At 65.4% G+C, this 15,879-nt stretch carries 12 protein-coding genes; 4 read left to right on the top strand and 8 right to left on the bottom strand.

The features are described 5' to 3' along the window. From JWN03_RS24120 to JWN03_RS24110, 3 genes are all read left to right on the top strand, one after another. Positions 1-647: protein glxC (locus JWN03_RS24120; protein WP_297619268.1), on the top strand; the 647-nt coding region annotated here is incomplete at its 5' end. A gap of 384 nt (positions 648-1,031) precedes the next feature. Continuing rightward, the gene (locus tag JWN03_RS24115; protein ID WP_297619266.1) at positions 1,032-2,351 is read left to right on the top strand and encodes an FMN-binding glutamate synthase family protein; all 1,320 of its coding nucleotides are present in this window, start codon (positions 1,032-1,034) and stop codon (positions 2,349-2,351) included. Continuing rightward, positions 2,348-3,838 (top strand): allantoate amidohydrolase, encoded by a 1,491-nt coding sequence (locus JWN03_RS24110; protein ID WP_297619263.1) that lies wholly within the window; start codon positions 2,348-2,350, stop codon positions 3,836-3,838. Before JWN03_RS24115 ends, JWN03_RS24110 begins: the two co-directional genes overlap by 4 nt. Positions 3,839-3,924: 86 nt before the next feature. Here the strand turns inward: JWN03_RS24110 and JWN03_RS24105 are convergent, their stop codons facing one another. The 7 genes from JWN03_RS24105 to JWN03_RS24075 are packed head-to-tail and all read right to left on the bottom strand — an operon-like array spanning position 3,925 to position 12,489. Further along, positions 3,925-4,584, bottom strand: a complete 660-nt coding sequence (locus JWN03_RS24105) for a helix-turn-helix domain-containing protein (protein WP_297619260.1) — start codon at positions 4,582-4,584, stop codon at positions 3,925-3,927. Between the two features lie 60 nt (positions 4,585-4,644). Then, entirely contained in the window at positions 4,645-5,316 is a 672-nt protein-coding gene (locus JWN03_RS24100) for a hypothetical protein (protein ID WP_297619258.1), read from the bottom strand. Next, positions 5,313-6,989: an ABC transporter family substrate-binding protein gene (locus tag JWN03_RS24095; protein ID WP_297619255.1), complete on the bottom strand. Its 1,677-nt coding sequence runs from the start codon at positions 6,987-6,989 to the stop codon at positions 5,313-5,315. The genes JWN03_RS24100 and JWN03_RS24095 overlap by 4 nt, the downstream gene beginning before the upstream one ends. A 52-nt stretch (positions 6,990-7,041) precedes the next feature. Beyond that, positions 7,042-8,706 (bottom strand): ABC transporter family substrate-binding protein, encoded by a 1,665-nt coding sequence (locus tag JWN03_RS24090; protein ID WP_297619252.1) that lies wholly within the window; start codon positions 8,704-8,706, stop codon positions 7,042-7,044. An 11-nt stretch (positions 8,707-8,717) separates the two neighbouring features. Continuing rightward, on the bottom strand, positions 8,718-10,589 hold the full coding sequence (locus tag JWN03_RS24085) for an ABC transporter ATP-binding protein (RefSeq protein ID WP_297619250.1): 1,872 nt from the start codon (positions 10,587-10,589) through the stop codon (positions 8,718-8,720). Beyond that, on the bottom strand, positions 10,586-11,515 hold the full coding sequence (locus JWN03_RS24080; protein ID WP_297619245.1) for an ABC transporter permease: 930 nt from the start codon (positions 11,513-11,515) through the stop codon (positions 10,586-10,588). The genes JWN03_RS24085 and JWN03_RS24080 overlap by 4 nt, the downstream gene beginning before the upstream one ends. Beyond that, positions 11,512-12,489: an ABC transporter permease gene (locus tag JWN03_RS24075; RefSeq protein ID WP_297619242.1), complete on the bottom strand. Its 978-nt coding sequence runs from the start codon at positions 12,487-12,489 to the stop codon at positions 11,512-11,514. The genes JWN03_RS24080 and JWN03_RS24075 overlap by 4 nt, the downstream gene beginning before the upstream one ends. 233 nt (positions 12,490-12,722) lie before the next feature. Between JWN03_RS24075 and JWN03_RS24070 the strand changes: the two genes are divergently transcribed. Then, on the top strand, positions 12,723-13,523 hold the full coding sequence (locus JWN03_RS24070) for an HAD family hydrolase (RefSeq protein ID WP_297619270.1): 801 nt from the start codon (positions 12,723-12,725) through the stop codon (positions 13,521-13,523). 64 nt (positions 13,524-13,587) lie between these two features. Here the strand turns inward: JWN03_RS24070 and JWN03_RS24065 are convergent, their stop codons facing one another. Further along, positions 13,588-15,702 (bottom strand): N-acetylmuramoyl-L-alanine amidase, encoded by a 2,115-nt coding sequence (locus JWN03_RS24065; RefSeq protein ID WP_297619239.1) that lies wholly within the window; start codon positions 15,700-15,702, stop codon positions 13,588-13,590. Positions 15,703-15,879 lie beyond the last annotated feature (177 nt).

The raw sequence follows: 15,879 nt of genomic DNA, 5'->3' as shown, positions 1-15,879 counted from the left end.
GCACCCGCGCAGTGAATTCCGCGCTCGCGGCGGCGGATGTTCCCGCGGCTGTGACACTGGCGAATCCGCGCGGCGCGCATGCTCTGGCGTGCGGTCTGGACCGAGATATCGAGGTCACCATCGAAGGCCACGTCGGTTACTACTGCGCCGGAATGAATCAGCACGCCACCGTGACCATCGACGGCAGCGCCGGTGTCGGCGTCGCGGAGAACATGATGTCCGGCACGGTCCGGGTGCGCGGCGATGCCTCGCAGTCGGCGGGCGCGACCGCACACGGCGGACTGCTCGCCATCGAGGGCAATGCCGGTGCGCGCTGCGGCATTTCGATGAAGGGCGTGGACATAGTTGTAGGCGGCAATATCGGCCATATGAGTGCCTTCATGGGCCAGGCCGGCCGCCTCGTCGTCCTCGGCGATGCCGGTGAAGCACTGGGTGATTCCCTCTACGAGGCCCGAATCTACGTGCGCGGCAAGGTCGCCTCCCTCGGCGCGGACTGCATCCGCAAACCCATGCGCCCCGAACACCTCGCCGAACTCCGCGACCTCCTCACCACCGCCGGCTTCGCCGCCGACCCCGCCGACTTCACCCGCTACGGCTCGGCCCGCCAGCTCTACCACTTCCACGTAGACAACGCCGCCGCCTACTAACCACCCCGCCCCGAACAGCTCGTGCCGCCCCGAACAGCTCGTGCCGGACCGAACAGTTCGTGCCGCCCCGAACAGCTCGTGCCGGACCGAACAGTTCGTGCCGCCCCGAACAGCTCGTGCCGGACCGAACAGTTCGTGCCGGACCGAACAGCTCGTGCCGCCCCGAACAGCTCGTGCCGGACCGAACAGCTCGTGCCGACCGAACAGCTCGTGCCGCCCCGAACAACTCGTGCCGGACCGAACAGCTCGTGCCGGACCGAACAGCCCGCATCGGACCGAACAGCGCCTGTCAGGGCTGTTCGAAGCCGACAGAGGCTGTTCGGTCCCAGGGGGACCTACCCAGCCGGCGGCACCCGCCGATCCCTTCGACAGGAGTCCGACTTCATGACTCGCCCGAATCCCGCGCTCCGCGAATCCGCGACCTTCGATCGTCGCGCCATTGCCGAGATCCAGCGTGCCGCCGAGACCGGCATCTACGACATTCGCGGTTGGGGCGCGAAACGCCCACTGCCGCACTTCGATGACCTGCTGTTCCTGGGCGCATCCATGTCCCGCTATCCGCTCGAGGGGTATCGCGAACGTTGTGACACCGATGTGGTGCTCGGCGACCGGCATGCGAAACATCCGCTGCACCTGGATATTCCGATCACCATCGCGGGCATGAGCTTCGGCGCGCTGTCCGGCCAGGCGAAGGAGGCGCTCGGGCGCGGCGCGAGCCTTGCCGGTACCTCGACCACCACCGGTGACGGCGGTATGACCACCGAGGAGCGCGGACAGTCCAAACATCTGGTGTACCAGTATCTTCCGTCCCGCTACGGCATGAACCCCGATGATCTGCGCAAGGCCGATGCCATCGAGATCGTGCTCGGACAGGGCGCGAAGCCGGGCGGCGGCGGCATGCTGCTCGGGCAGAAGATCAGTGAGCGAGTCGCCGGAATGCGCACGCTGCCACAGGGTATCGATCAGCGCAGCGCCTGCCGCCATCCCGACTGGACCGGTCCGGACGATCTGGCCATCAAGATTCTCGAACTGCGTGAGATCACCCAGTGGGAGAAGCCGATCTACATCAAGATCGGCGCGACCCGCACCTACTACGACGTCAAGCTCGCGGTGAAGGCGGGCGCGGATGTGATCGTGGTCGACGGTATGCAGGGCGGTACCGCCGCAACCCAGGACGTCTTCATCGAAAACGTCGGCATCCCCACCCTGGCCGCCATTCCCCAGGCCGTGCAGGCCTTGCAGGAATTGGGCGTGCACCGCAAGGTCCAGCTCATCATCTCCGGCGGTATTCGCACCGGCGCCGATGTCGCCAAGGCCATGGCCCTCGGCGCGGACGCCGTCGCCATCGGCACCGCGGCCCTGATCGCCCTGGGCGACAACAGCCCCCGCTTCGCCGCGCAATACGAGGCGCTCGGTTCCGCCCCCGGCTACTACGACGACTTCCAGGACGGCCGCGACCCGGCCGGCATCTCCACTCAGGACCCCGAACTCGCCAAGCACCTGGACCCCGTCGAAGGCGGCCGCCGCCTGGCCAACTACCTCCGAGTCCTCACCATGGAAGCCCAAACCCTCGCCCGAGCCTGCGGCAAATCCCACCTCAACAACCTCGAACCCGAAGACCTCGTCGCCCTGACAGTGGAAGCCGCCGCTATGGCGCGAGTCCCCCTGGCCGGCACCACCTGGATCCCCGGAGCGCTTGCATGACCCTGCCAGAGGCCCCGAAGTCGCTGCCCACCAGCGCAACAGCATTGCCCGACAGCCAAGCGGCGCAGTCGAATGGTGGGCCGGCGCAGTTGGGCAGTGGGCAAGTGCGATCGGATGGCGGACCGGTGCCGTCCGAGAGTGGCACGGCGCGGTCGGTCGATCGGTCGGACGTATTCGACGTCCGCACTGCGTCGGCCGATGAGTGTGCGAGGCGCGACGAGGGCTCGGCGGCCGCCGACCGATTCACAGCGGCAGCGGTTTTCGATCCGCTGTGGGACGAGATTCTCGCGGTGGGGCGGGATGGCGGCACCGGGGGCTATCGGCGTTTTGCCTGGTCCGATGCGGATCTCACACTGCGCGAATGGTTTCGGGGGTGTGCGACGGCCCGTTCCATGGAATTGGAGGAGGATCGGAACGGCAATCTCTGGGCCTGGTGGTTCCCGCACGATTGGGTGGGTGATCCGAAGGGGGCCTTCGTCACCGGGTCACACCTGGATTCGGTGCCGGACGGCGGGGCATTTGATGGTCCGCTCGGGATAGTCTCGGCATTCGCGGCGGTAGATCTGCTGCGGGCGCGGGGCATCGAGCCGTCGATTCCCATTGCGGTGGTGGCCTTCTCGGATGAGGAGGGTGCACGGTTCGGGGTGGCCTGCATCGGTTCGCAATTGGCGACCGGCGCGCTGGCGCCCGAGCGCGCGCTGGGTCTGCGCGATATCGACGGAATCACCCTGGCGGAGGCCCTGACTCGCGCGGGCCGCCGCCCGGACCGGTTGGGCGTGGACGCCACTCTCACCGACCGCGTGGGCGTTTTCATCGAGCTGCATATCGAGCAGGGCCGCGCTCTCGACCTGGTCGACAGCCCGCTGGCGCTGGCCTCGTCGATATGGCCGCACGGTCGCTGGGAATTCGATTTCACCGGCGAGGCCAATCACGCCGGCGCGACACGGCTGCTCGACCGCCACGACCCCATGCTGGCCTTCGCCTCCACCGTGCACACCGCCCGCGCGGAGGCGGTAGCCCGTTCGGCCGTAGCGACTTTCGGCAAAGTGCTGGTCTCGCCGAACGGCACCAATGCGATTCCCTCGCGTGTCCGCGCCTGGCTCGATGCCCGCGCCGCCGACCAGTCGACCCTGGAGCTCATGGTCTCGCGCATTACCGCAGCCGCCCGTGGTCACGCCGCCGTCGACGGCATCGACCTGCAGGTGGTCGCCGAATCCATCACCCCCATAGTGGAATTCCCGCCCGAGCCTCGAGAACGCCTCGCCCAGACCCTCGCCCATCTCGGCGATATCCCGGTAATCCCCACCGCCGCAGGGCATGACGCGGGCATTCTCTCCGACAGCATCCCCACCGCCATGCTCTTCGTCCGCAATCCCACCGGCGTCTCGCATTCCCCCGCCGAGCACGCCGATCCGGTCGATTGCCATGTGGGCGCGGCGGCTTTGGCGGATGTGATGGCGGCTTGGGTTGCTGCGGGCCCGGCTTGAGCGGTCAGAAATCGACCCGGGGCGGCATTAATTGACCATGTGTTGCGGTTTGTGACCGCTCAGGCCGGATCGGCCAATCTCGGCGACTATTCCTCGGAGTGATTGTCCGGGTACGCGGTAATAGCCAGGAACCGAATGGGCAGCCGGACCAGATCATTGGGCCCGTGCGGCCCTTCGCCGTCCAGCAGCAGCGCATCACCGGGCCGGAGCGTGTACTCGGAATCGCCGTGCCCGTAGACCATGACGCCTTCGAGCATGTAGAGCAATTCGGTCCCCGCATGCTGGAACAGCGGAAAGGTCTCACTGGCCTCGGTGAGCGTGACCAGCACCGGTTCGAGCCGCTTGTGCTGTCCCCGTAGCGCTCCGAGCAATTCGTAGTGATGGCCCACCCGCGTACCGCGCCCGACAATCCGCGCACCGTTCCCGGCGGGGGTGAACACGGCCTCACGTGCCGTATCCGCGCCCCGGAACAGCGAAGTCACCGGCACATCCAACCCGGCAGCCAGCCGGGCCAAAGTCGAGAGGCTGCACGAGGTCTGAGCATTCTCGATCTTCGAGAGCATGGCCTTGGATATCCCGACCTTGGCCGCCATATCTCCCACCGACAGCCCACTGGCCAGGCGCAAGGCCCGTACCTGTTTCCCGATAATGCGCTCGAGGTCCACCCCGGTAGGCGTATCAGCGGGAATCTCCCGCTGCACCGGTGCGGGATCGCCGTTGTCACGGTGTTCAACGCGGCCTGTCATACGCCGATCCTATCCCGAAGTTTCCTACCAGTTGACGCTGACTACCGGGCCAGAACCCGCTCAGCTGGGGTCGGAACCCCGAATAGCGGACAGCCAAATCGCAGCAGCAGCGGCGACAACAGTCGCCGCGACAAAAGCCACCAGCCCACCACCCGCGATATATACCCACAGCAACCCGGCAAACGGCCCGGCAATCGCAGACTGCGCATCCAGCAACAACCGCCGCCCGACCCGCGACACCTTCACCACCGTCACCGCCGCATCATCATCCGGCCGCACCGGATTATCGATCAGCCGCCCCTCCGGCTCGCTACTACGCAACCGCCCCGACGGATACACCCGAATCCCCGCCACAGTCACTGTCCGCCCAGCCAATTCAGCATTCGACTGCGGCAAGGTAACCAGCGACGAATCGAAGTACACCGGCAACCACCGAGTCCGCCCACCAGTTGTGAACTCCAACCAAGACCGACTCACCAGCCGATGCTGCTGCCGCACCCGCCGCACCGCGACATCCCGGCAAGCGCCGCCGGACTTGGGCAATCCGACCGGCAGATACCCCGTCGCCCCCGTCAGCTGAAATGCGCTGTACCCCAGGATGATCAACACGACCGCCCCGAGCGCGGCCACCTGCTCCGCATCGCCGAACGGCGCCCAGGCGAGAGGTACCGCCAGGGCGCCGATCGTCACGACCACCGGGTAGACCAGAGGATGGTCTGTCCGGGAACTCACTTAAGGAAGCCGACCTTCGTGTAATCGGGGGTGGCCAGCCCGAACGCGCCCCAGTTGGCCAGGTCGATGCGCGCAGCATGGGTACCTGATGCCTGGTTGAGCATGACCGAATGCGCTTCGGCCCAGATCATCTGATCGGCCTTGTTGGCGAGTTCGATGGCCTTGCCCGGATCGAGTTCTGCCAGCGTCTGATCGATGACCGTATTCAGCTCCGGGGAACCGATGCGGGATTTGTTGCCCTGCCAATTCTGCGGGTCGTAGTAGTACATCTGGCGCAGGATCTGCAGCGGCAATGCGCCGCCACCGGACAGGCCGTACTGCGCCAGGTCGTAGTTGCCCGGATCGATCAGATTCGTGAAAAGCCCGGTACCCGGCGCAGTTTGGATGATGAGCTTGACGCCGATCTTCTGCAGGTCCTGCTGGATGATCTTGGCGGTGTCCACCCAGGAGTCCTGCTGGTACATGACGTCACGCAATTCCAGCTTGCGCCCGTCCTTTTCGCGGGTATCGCCCTTCATCACCCAGCCGAGCGCGTCGAGTTCCTTGCCGGCCGCGTCCAGGTCGAATCCGACAACCGCCGAATTGTCCTGGTAGCCCGTCTGTCCGGCGATGTAGATGTGGTTGTTGAGCGGCTTGGGCTGATCCACGATGCCGTGCTGGAAGGTTTCGACGATGGTCTTGCGGTCGATGGCCTTGGCGATGGCCTGCCGCACCTTCACATCCTCGAGGATGGCGCCCGGTGCGCCGTTGAACGCGATGAGGCTGGTCGACGGTTCGGAGGCCCGGCGGATCTCCACACCCGGCGTGTTCTTGGCGCCGGTTACCGCCTCCAGCCCGGACATGTACGACTCGTCCAGCTCATTGTTCTGAATGGCAGGCAAGGTCGCGGTGTAATCCAGCACGCTGAAGGTGATGTTGTCCAGCTTCGGTGCGTCACCCCACCATTTGGGGTTGTGACTCAGGGTGATCCGATTCTGCGTGCGGTCGATACTCGAGACGAGGAACGGTCCGGCGCTGATCGGCAGCGAATTGCGCGCCCAATCGTTGAACGCCTGCGGGGACTGGGTATCGGCCTTCGGATACAGGATTCCGAAGAGCCCCTTCCACTCCCCGTAGTTCTGCCGGAAGGTAACGACGGCCTGCCGATCATCGACGCCCCGTTCCACCTTGTCGACGTGGTCGTACCCGCCGCTCGAGGCGATTTGGTACGCGCTGTCGGTGCCGTTCAGCGCCTGCCACTCCGAACGCAGATCCTCCCAGGTGATGGGCGATCCGTCGGACCACACCGCCTTCGGATTGATGGTGTAGGTGACGACCTGCTGTGGACTGGTGCTGGTCAGCTGGATATCGGTGAAGTAGTCGTTGTCGACGCTGAGTTCACCGGCGGCATTGGCGGCGAAGGTTTGCGGCAATGTCGGGCTGACAACGCTATTGGTATCGGCGGTGTTGCCGTCGACGTGCAGATTGTTGAACGACTCCGGGAAGGCGCTCAACGCCAGTCGCAGATTGCCGCCGTCCTTCAGATCCGCCACCGGATGCGGATTGATGGCATTGACACTGGTGAGATCGACCGAGCCGCTCTGTACGGTGCTGTTGGAACTACAGCCGGACGCGATCAGTCCGAGCGCGACCACCGGGATCGCGAGTCGAATCGTGGTTGAACGTGTCCGCATGGACCGCTCCTTCCGCCGGGGACGGCTCGTGGTTGCTTACTTCGAACGGTGGTTATTTCAAAAACCCGATCGAGGTGTAGTCGTACGAGGCCAGCCCGGGCGAACCGTAGTTGGCCAGCTCGGACCGTACCCCGTAGTTTCCTTCGTTCTGCAGCAGCGGCAGCGAGTGGCCCTCTTCGAAGACCTTGCGGTCCACCTGGTTCGCGAGTGCGATGGCCTGCTCCGGGTCCAGCTCCGACAGGGTCTTGTCGATGAGGTCGTTCAGCTCCGGTGAGCCGATGCGCCCGTAATTGACCTGCAGGTCATTGGGATACAACCCGAAGATCTGCGGCAGGCTGTTGAAGACGAAGGCGTCACCGGAGAGCGAGAACTGGCAGACGTCGAAGTCGCCGGGCTGGATGACATCGGTGAAGAAGCGCTGCGCCGGTCGGGTGTCGATGGTCAACTCGACGCCGATCTTGCCCAGGTCCTGCTGGATCAGCTTGGCGATCTGCACCCAGGTGTCATCGTTGTAGAAGACGTCCCGGATCACCAGTTTCTTGCCGTCCTTGAACCTGTTGTTGCCCTGGCGCACCCAGCCGAGCGCGTCGAGTTCCTTCGCGGCGGCGTCCGGATCGAAGCCGAGGCTGTTGTCCTGATAGCCGTGCTGGCCGCGCAGGAAAACATGACTGTTGAGCGGCTCCGGCTTATCGACGAGGCCGTTCTGCATGGTTTCGGCAATGCGCCGCCGGTCGATGGCCTTCGAAATCGCCACGCGCAGACCAGCATCGGCGAGGATGGAGCCTGGCGCGCCGTTGAAGGCGAAGTAGCGCCACCGGTTCAGCGGGGCGTTCCGGATCGACACATCGGGTACCCCGCGCAGGTTCTGCAGGTCGTCGACGGTGCTGAGCAGCGCCGCGTCAAGTTCCTTGTTCTGCACCGCCTGGGTCCAGGCATTGCGGTCCAGGACGCGGATGGTGACGGTATCCAGCTTCGGGGTATCACCCCACCACTTCGGATTTCGGTTCAGCACGATCAGGCCACCGGAGCGGTCGATGGACTGCAGCTGGAACGGTCCCGAGGACAAGGGGAGACCGTTCAGCAGCGATTTGTTGAACGTATCCGGGTCGGCCGTCACCGATTTCGGGTAGAGCATGGAATTGCCCGCGAACTGGCCGCGCCAGTCGGCGTACGGCTTGTCGAAGGTGATGACGGCCTGCCGGTCGTCGACGCCGCGCTCGACCTTGGCCACCCGGTCGAAGCCGTTCGACAGGGCGATGAGGAAGCGGGTGTCCTTGCCGCTCAGCGCGTTTGCCTCAGCGGCGAGGTCTGTCCAGGTGATCGGCGAGCCGTCGGACCAGACCGCCTTCGGATTGATGGTGTAGGTGACCACCTGCGGATTCGTGCCGGTGAGCTGGACATCGGTGAAGTAGTCGTGGTTGACGGTGAGATTGCCCGCCGCGTCGGTGTTGTACGCGCGCGGCATCATGAATCTGATGATGTCCGCGTAATCGCCGTCATTGCCGTCGATCTGGAGCGTATTCCAGTTCACGGGTATCTCGGGCGTGGCCAGCCGCAGATTGCCGCCGTCCTGGATGTCATCGCGCGGATGCGGATTGATATCCGAGGCGGTGCCGAGCACGGCCGAACCGGTCGGCGCGGTGGTGTTGCCGCTACAGCCCGCCAGCACCAGCCCGGCCGCCAGTACCAGTGCGGCGCATACTCGTCCACTACGCATCGGACACTCTCCTATCGAGTCGTGGCCGGAACCGGCACCGCGTCGATCAGCGCGCGGGTGTACTCGTGTTCCGGGGCGGCGAAAATGCGTTCCGCCGGACCGTATTCGACGATTTGCCCCTGATACATGACCGCGATGTCATGGGCCAGATTACGCACCACCGACAGGTCGTGGGAGACGAACAAATACGACAATCCACGCTCGGCCTGCAGGTCGCGCAAGAGGTTCAGGACGCCCGCCTGGATCGAAACATCCAGGGAGGACACGGGTTCGTCGAGGACCAGCAGTTCCGGATCCAGTGCGAGTGCGCGCGCGACATTGATGCGCTGCTTCTGCCCGCCGGAGAAGTCCGTCGGGTAGCGGTCGGCATGCTCGGGTCGCAGTCCGACCAGTTCCAGCAGTTCCGGGACCCGCCGATTGATCTCCTCGCGGGAGCGGCCGTTGATGCGGAGCGGTTCGGCGATGGCATCGGAGACCGGCAGCCGCGGGTCCAGCGAAGCCGAAGGATCTTGGAAGACGATCTGCATCTTGCGCCGGATCTCGCGCCGCTGCGGTTTGGTCAGCGTTGTCACATCGTGGCCGAGGATCTCGATGCTGCCGCTCTCCGGGCGCAGCAGATCCATGATCTGGGTGAGCGTGGTCGACTTGCCCGATCCGGATTCGCCGACCAGCGCCAGCGTCCGGCCCGCGCGCACTTCGAAGCTGATGCCGTCCACAGCCTTCACCTCGCCGGTCTTGCGGCGCAGCACTACGCCCCGGGTGATGGGGAAGGTCTTGCGCAGATCGGTCACCTTCAACACCACCTGCGACGTGTCGACCTCCGCGATCTGCTCTGGCGCCTCGATCTCCTTGTGGTAGGCCGTGAACAGTTGCTGAGAGCCGATCTCCGAGGTACGAATGCAGGCGGCGCGATGCCCGGGACCGGTGTCCTGCAGCGGCGGTTCGGCGGCCAGGCAGTCGTCGACGGCGACCGGGCAGCGTGGCGCGAACGTGCAGCCGGCCGGCAGCGCGTGCATGGCGGGCGGGGCGCCCACGATCGGAATCAGCGCAGTCCGCGCCGGACCGTCCATGCGCGGGATGGAGCCCAGCAGGCCTACCGTGTACGGCATCCGCGGCTCACGGAAAAGCTCTGTGGCCGGTGCGGTTTCGACGATCCGCCCGGCATACATGACCGCCACGCGATCGGCCAGGGTGGCGGCGATGCCCATATCGTGGGTGATGAAAATGACGCCCGCGCCGGTGATGTCCCGTGCCTTGCGCAGCAGATTCAGGATCTGCGCCTGCACCGTCACATCGAGGGCGGTGGTGGGCTCGTCGCAGATGATGAGCTCGGGATCATTGGCGATGGCCATGGCAATGACCACGCGCTGCCGCATACCACCGGAGAACTCGTGCGGGAACGATTTGGCGCGCACCTCCGGCTCGGGAATGCCGACCAGCTCCAGCAGTTCGATGGCCTTGGCGGCGGCCTCGTGCTTGGTCATCTTGCGGTGTGCCAGTAGCGCTTCCGCGATCTGATCACCGATGCGATAGACCGGCGTCAGCGCCGACAGCGGGTCCTGAAACACCATGGACACCCGGCTGCCACGCAGTGTGGACATCTCTTTGTCGCCCAGCCCCAGCAGTTCTCGCCCGCGCAACCGGATCGATCCGTGCACACGCGCCTGTTCGGGCAGCAGTCCCATGATCGCCATCGAGGACACCGACTTGCCGGAGCCGGACTCGCCGACAATGGCGAGCACTTCACCGTCATTGACGGCGAAGTTCACACCGCGGACGGCATCGACCCGCCCTTCCTCGCCCGGGAAGGACACACGCAGGTCCCCGACCTCCAGCAGCGGCGCGGTGGTCGTTCGCCGCCGCTCCGCCGAATCGTCGCTCATGCCTGAACCTTTCGCTTCTTACCCGACTTGGCCCGCGCCCTCTTCGCGCCCGGGTCGAAGGCGTCCCGCAGACCGTCTCCCATGAGGTTCGCGCACAGCACGATGGCGACCAGGAATCCGCCGGCGAACATGAATGTCCACGGGTAGGTCAGCGCCGACTTGCTGTAGGTGCCGATGAGCGAGCCGAGTGACACATCCGGCGGTTGCACGCCGAATCCGAGGAAGCTCAAACCGGTTTCGGCCATAACCGCGCCGCCGACCGCGAGCGTGGTGTCGATGATCAGATAGGAGGCGATGTTCGGCACCACGTGCGTGGTGATGACCGTCCAGGTGGAAGCCCCCATATACCGTGCGGCACGGACGAATTCACGTTCGCGCAGGCTCATGGACAGCCCTCGGATGATGCGTGCGCTGATCATCCAGCCGAAGCCCGCGATGAGCAGCGTCAGCAGCACGATCGAGCCATTGCCCTTCGTCTTCGGCGCGAAGAGAGCGATCATGATGAAGCTGGGAACCACCAGCAGCAGATCGACCAGCCACATGATGGCCTTGTCGCTCCAGCCGCCGAGCAGTCCGGCCACCGATCCGGCGATGGTCGCGATGAAGGCGCCGATAATGGCGGCGCCGAATCCGATGATCAGCGACTTCTGCAGACCGCGCAGCGTCTGCGCGAGCACGTCCTCGCCGAGTGTTGTGGTGCCGAACCAGTGTTGTCCGTTCGGTGGCTGCAATTTCGCCGTCGGATCGATATCGGTGTAGTTGTAGGACAGGAAGTGCGGCAGCGTGAACGCCACCACAAAAATCACCACCAGTATCACCGCCGCCGTCACCGAGGTCTTGTTGCGCAGGAAGCGCCGCCACACCAGCTTCCGTCGCCCGGTCGCCGCCTGCGGCGCGCCTTGAACGATGATCTCGACGTCTGTCATCCGACACGCACCCTGGGATCGAGAATCGCGTACACGATGTCGGACAGCAGGCCGGACAGCAGCACAACCAGCCCGGCGAACAGGGTCACCGTCAGCACGATATTGATGTCCTGGGCGTTGATGCCGTCGACCAGCCATTCACCGACGCCGTGCCAGCCGAAGATCTTCTCGGTGAAGGTCGCACCGGTGATGAGACCGCCGAAGCTGTAGGCGAACAGGGTCGCCATCGGTATGAGAGCGGTGCGCAGCCCGTGTTTGTACAGTGCGTGGCTGCGGGTCAGGCCCTTGGCGCGGGCGGTGCGAATGAAGTCACTGCCCAGCACGTCCAGCATCGCGTTGCGTTGATAGCGGCTGTACGCAGCCATGGTGCCGAGCGACAGTCCGAACGTCGGCACCACCAAATGCTGGACGCGGTCCACCAGTTGATTCCACAGTCCGTGCACCTGCGTCGCCGAAGTCTCGCCCGTGTACAGGAAGATCTGCTTCCCCGTGGACAGATTGATCTCCAGCGCACCGTATTTCAGGAGGGTGGCGAGCAAGAACACCGGTGTGGACAGCAGCAGCAGCGACAGGACGGTACTGAGGTAGTCGCTGAACTTGTACTGCCGGATCGCATTCGCCGCCCCGATCAGTACACCCAGCACGGTGCCGGTGATCGCGCCGATAATGAGCAGGCGCAGGGACACCCCGATGCGGCGCGGCAACTCCTGACTGACAGGCTGCCCGGCGAGGGTCTTGCCGAAATCTCCGTGCACCACGCCCCCGGCCCACACCAGATAGCGCTGCGGGATGGGGTCGTTCAGGTGCAGCTCGGCCCGTTTCGAGTCGATGACCGACTGCGGAGGGCGCGGGTTGCGTTGCTCCAGATTGTCGAGCGGGGTGAAGGTGAGCGACGCCACCGTGAAGACCAGGAACGACGCGAGCACTAGTAGTACGACATAGTTCAGCGCGCGTCGCAGTAGAAAACCGGCCATCAGTCCCTCTCGGGTCGAGTTCTAGCCCAGATCATAGGGATACCTGTGGATAACTGTGCGTTGCGCGCACCGGGTGGCGGGTTACAACGGTGGCATCGGGCGGGTAACGGGTGTGGCTGCGGCGAGGTAACAGGTGCAGCCAATGACGGGCAATTCGTGCACCGCGGCCATTTCGGGCGCGGCTTTCAGGCAGGATGGACTAGGTGACTCTCTTCCACCTGCCCAAACCAAAGATGGTCGCCACCGATGTCGACGGCACACTCATCGACAACGGCGAGCAGGTGAGCCCGCGCACCAAAGCCGCGATCGACGCCCTCATCGCGGACGGTGTGCCGTTTGTGCTCGCCACCGGCCGCCCACCGCGCTGGATCGACCCGGTTGTCGACGGACTCGGTTACGCGCCGCTGTGCGTCTGCGGGAACGGGGCGGTCATCTACGACAGCGCCACCGACCGCATTCTGGCCAGCCGGACGCTCGATGTGGAGACGCTCGCGTGGGCCGCGGATCTGGCCGAGCGGCTGCTCCCGGGCTGCGGTCTGGCCGCGGAACGCGTCGGCGCCACCGCGCACGATGCGGCCACCCCGCAATTCGTCAGCTCTCCCGAGTACGAGCACGCGTGGCTGAATCCGGATGACACCGAGGTGTCGCGCGCCGAGGTGATCGCCGCGCCTGCCATCAAGATGCTCATCCGGCTGCCCGGTGCGTCCAGCGGGGATATGCGCGCGGTACTCGAGCCTGCCCTGGCCGGGCGCGCCGACCTCACCTATTCGACGGACAACGGGCTGATCGAACTCTCCGCGCCCGGAGTCACCAAGGCGACGGGGCTGGCCTCCGTCGCGCAGCGGCTCGGTGTGCAGCACACGGCGCTGATTGCCTTCGGGGACATGCCGAATGATGTGCCCATGCTCAAGATGGCGGGCCACGGTGTGGCCATGGGCAATGCGCACCCGGAAGCGATCGCCGCCGCCGACGAGGTCGCCGCCGCCAACCACGAGGATGGCGTGGCCCGCGTCCTCGAACGCTGGTGGTCCTGACAGCCTGATAGCAGAGAAGGCCGGTGCGAATTATCGCACCGGCCTTCTCGTTTGTCACCGAAAGTTACGGCCCCGCAGCCGGTTCCGGAATTGCCGCCGGAATGGGCGCGGCCTGCTGCTCATGGTTCAGCACCGCCGGAATCGGCGCGGGAATCGGATCCTGACCGCCCGTGAAATTCTTCATCACGGTGGTCACGAGCCCCGTCAGCTGACTGAAAATCAGTGAGCCGTTCTGGAAGTCGGTCCGAACCCCGTCCTCGACCGGGTACTCACTGGTTGTCGGCACCCCCAGAACGCCTGTACCGGCGCCCAATTGCAGGAAGCGCTCCAGAATCTTGCCGACCACCGCGAAGACCTTGCCGTCCGGAGCCGAATACAGATTGCCGTTCACGAACTCGGCGTACTGCCCGCCGTCCGGGGTCGGCTGCGGCTCCGACTTCGCCTGCCCGAGTGGACCGTTCGGGCCGCCGGACGCGTCGTAGTACTTCGCCACCGGGCTCTTGTCGAGCATGCCCAGCAGTTTGGTGGTCAGGTCGGCCAGCGATGCCAGATCCGCCTGGTTACTCGTCCCGGGCGCCGGGCTCCCGGCATTCTGCTGCGGCCCGGGGCGAGTCGGCTTGGGCGCCGGAGCGCTCGTCTTACCCGCGACCGTCTCGGCGATCGAACGCAGCCGATCCATGAGGTCGTAGGCGGCATCGCCCGGGCAGGTGGTGTTGCCGACATCGCGGTGCGCGAAGATATTCGGCAGTTTCACCGCCTGGCCGAGGGCATAGCGGGTGTAATCGCTGCCCTCCGAATACATGGTGGTGGAACCTTCCGGATCCACCCCCGCGATCTTCGAACGCCAGCCGATGAATTTGCCCATCGCCTGAATGGCATCCTCGGTCGGCGGTTCCGTCTCGTGATCGCCCATGAAAGCCACACCGGCGGTATTGATATTAAATCCACCCGCATGCGCGCCCTCGACCGGACGATCGAGCCCGCCGTAACGACCCTCGAAGATCTGACCGTACTTGTCGACGAGTGCGTTGTAGCCGATATCGCACCAGCCCAACGTCTTTGCGTGATAGTTGTAAATGGAACGCACAATTCCCGCGGATTCCGAGGGCGTGTAATCGTTTCGGCCCGCGGTGTGGTGCACCGTAATGGCATTCACGGCATCGTCATAGGTCGGTTCCTCGCAGCGCAGCGATTCATCCGCGCCCCATTGCGCGCGGCTGATCACCTTCGGCCCGCCACCCGGCAGCGCGGCCGCTACCTGAGTGAGATTCTCATCGGCCGCCCCGCGGCCCGGATCGATGAGGACCGCCGCGAGCTTTTCCAGATTGATCTGGGCGGGATCACCGGAGTGATCGGTGAATGGCGCGGGCTCGGGCCGAGCGGGCACCACCTGCGCGTCCGGCGCAGGTGCATTGGGCACCGGCTGCGCATTCGGTACCGCTGGTGCGTCTACCGGCTGCGCGGCATTCTTGCGCGTCACCAGGATCTGCACGGATTTGGTATTGCCGACATAAATCGGCTCGGTGCCGGTACGGCCGGGCTTCTTGGCCGGCGTGTCGACGGCCTCGGTCGGGTACCACGGTCCCCAGCCGCCGTCGGCCCGCTTGGCCCGGATCAGCGCGGTGGTGCCGACCAGCTGCGGCGCGGTGAGCGCGACCATGCTGAACGGGGTGTCGCGGCTGAGCTCCTTGACCTGCGCACCGACCTTGTCCGCCAGGTCGCCGGGCACCGCATTGGGTGCGAGTGCGGGGGTGCGGGGATCGGTCTTGATATCGGGGATTGCGGGGGTTTCCGGTGCTGCGGCAGGCACTTCCGCGCCGGGTGCGGCGGGATCTGCTGGGGCCGGGACGGATTCGTTGTCCGGTGCGGCCGGCGCCTCGGGCGCGCTGCCGGGAGCCGGTTCCGGGACCTCAGGCCCGGGTTCGGCGATGTGACCGGGTGCGGGGGAGAAGGGGCCGACGTGAGAGCCCGGTTTGACCGGTTGCCCCAGTCGCGGCAGCTGGATCTCGCTGGGTAGTCGGACACCCGGCGGCAGCGGTAGTCCCTGCGGAATACGGATCGACTTGGGCAGCGGCAGCATGCGCAGATCGGACAGGTGCAGATCCGGCAGATTGAGCCCCGTCAGTTCGCGGAGCGGCAGCACCAGATCGGGCGCGGTGGCGAGTGCGACCTCAGCCATTTCCGCTGGTATTGCTGCCAGGTTGCTTTCATCGGTCGTCCGCACGTCTGGGGACTCACTGAGCGCCATAATGCCGAACGGCGCAGTGATCGCCAGGATCGTGGCAACCGGGAGGGCAAACGAGTGTTTCCTTCTGCGGTACGGCACGAGCAGCTCCCATTCCAGTTAAACCGTTGC

The organism is Nocardia sp. (assembly GCF_025465275.1).
GTDB lineage: Bacteria > Actinomycetota > Actinomycetes > Mycobacteriales > Mycobacteriaceae > Nocardia.
Note: the sequence above shows the minus strand (reverse complement) of the source record. Positions and strands in the feature narration are given on the sequence as shown.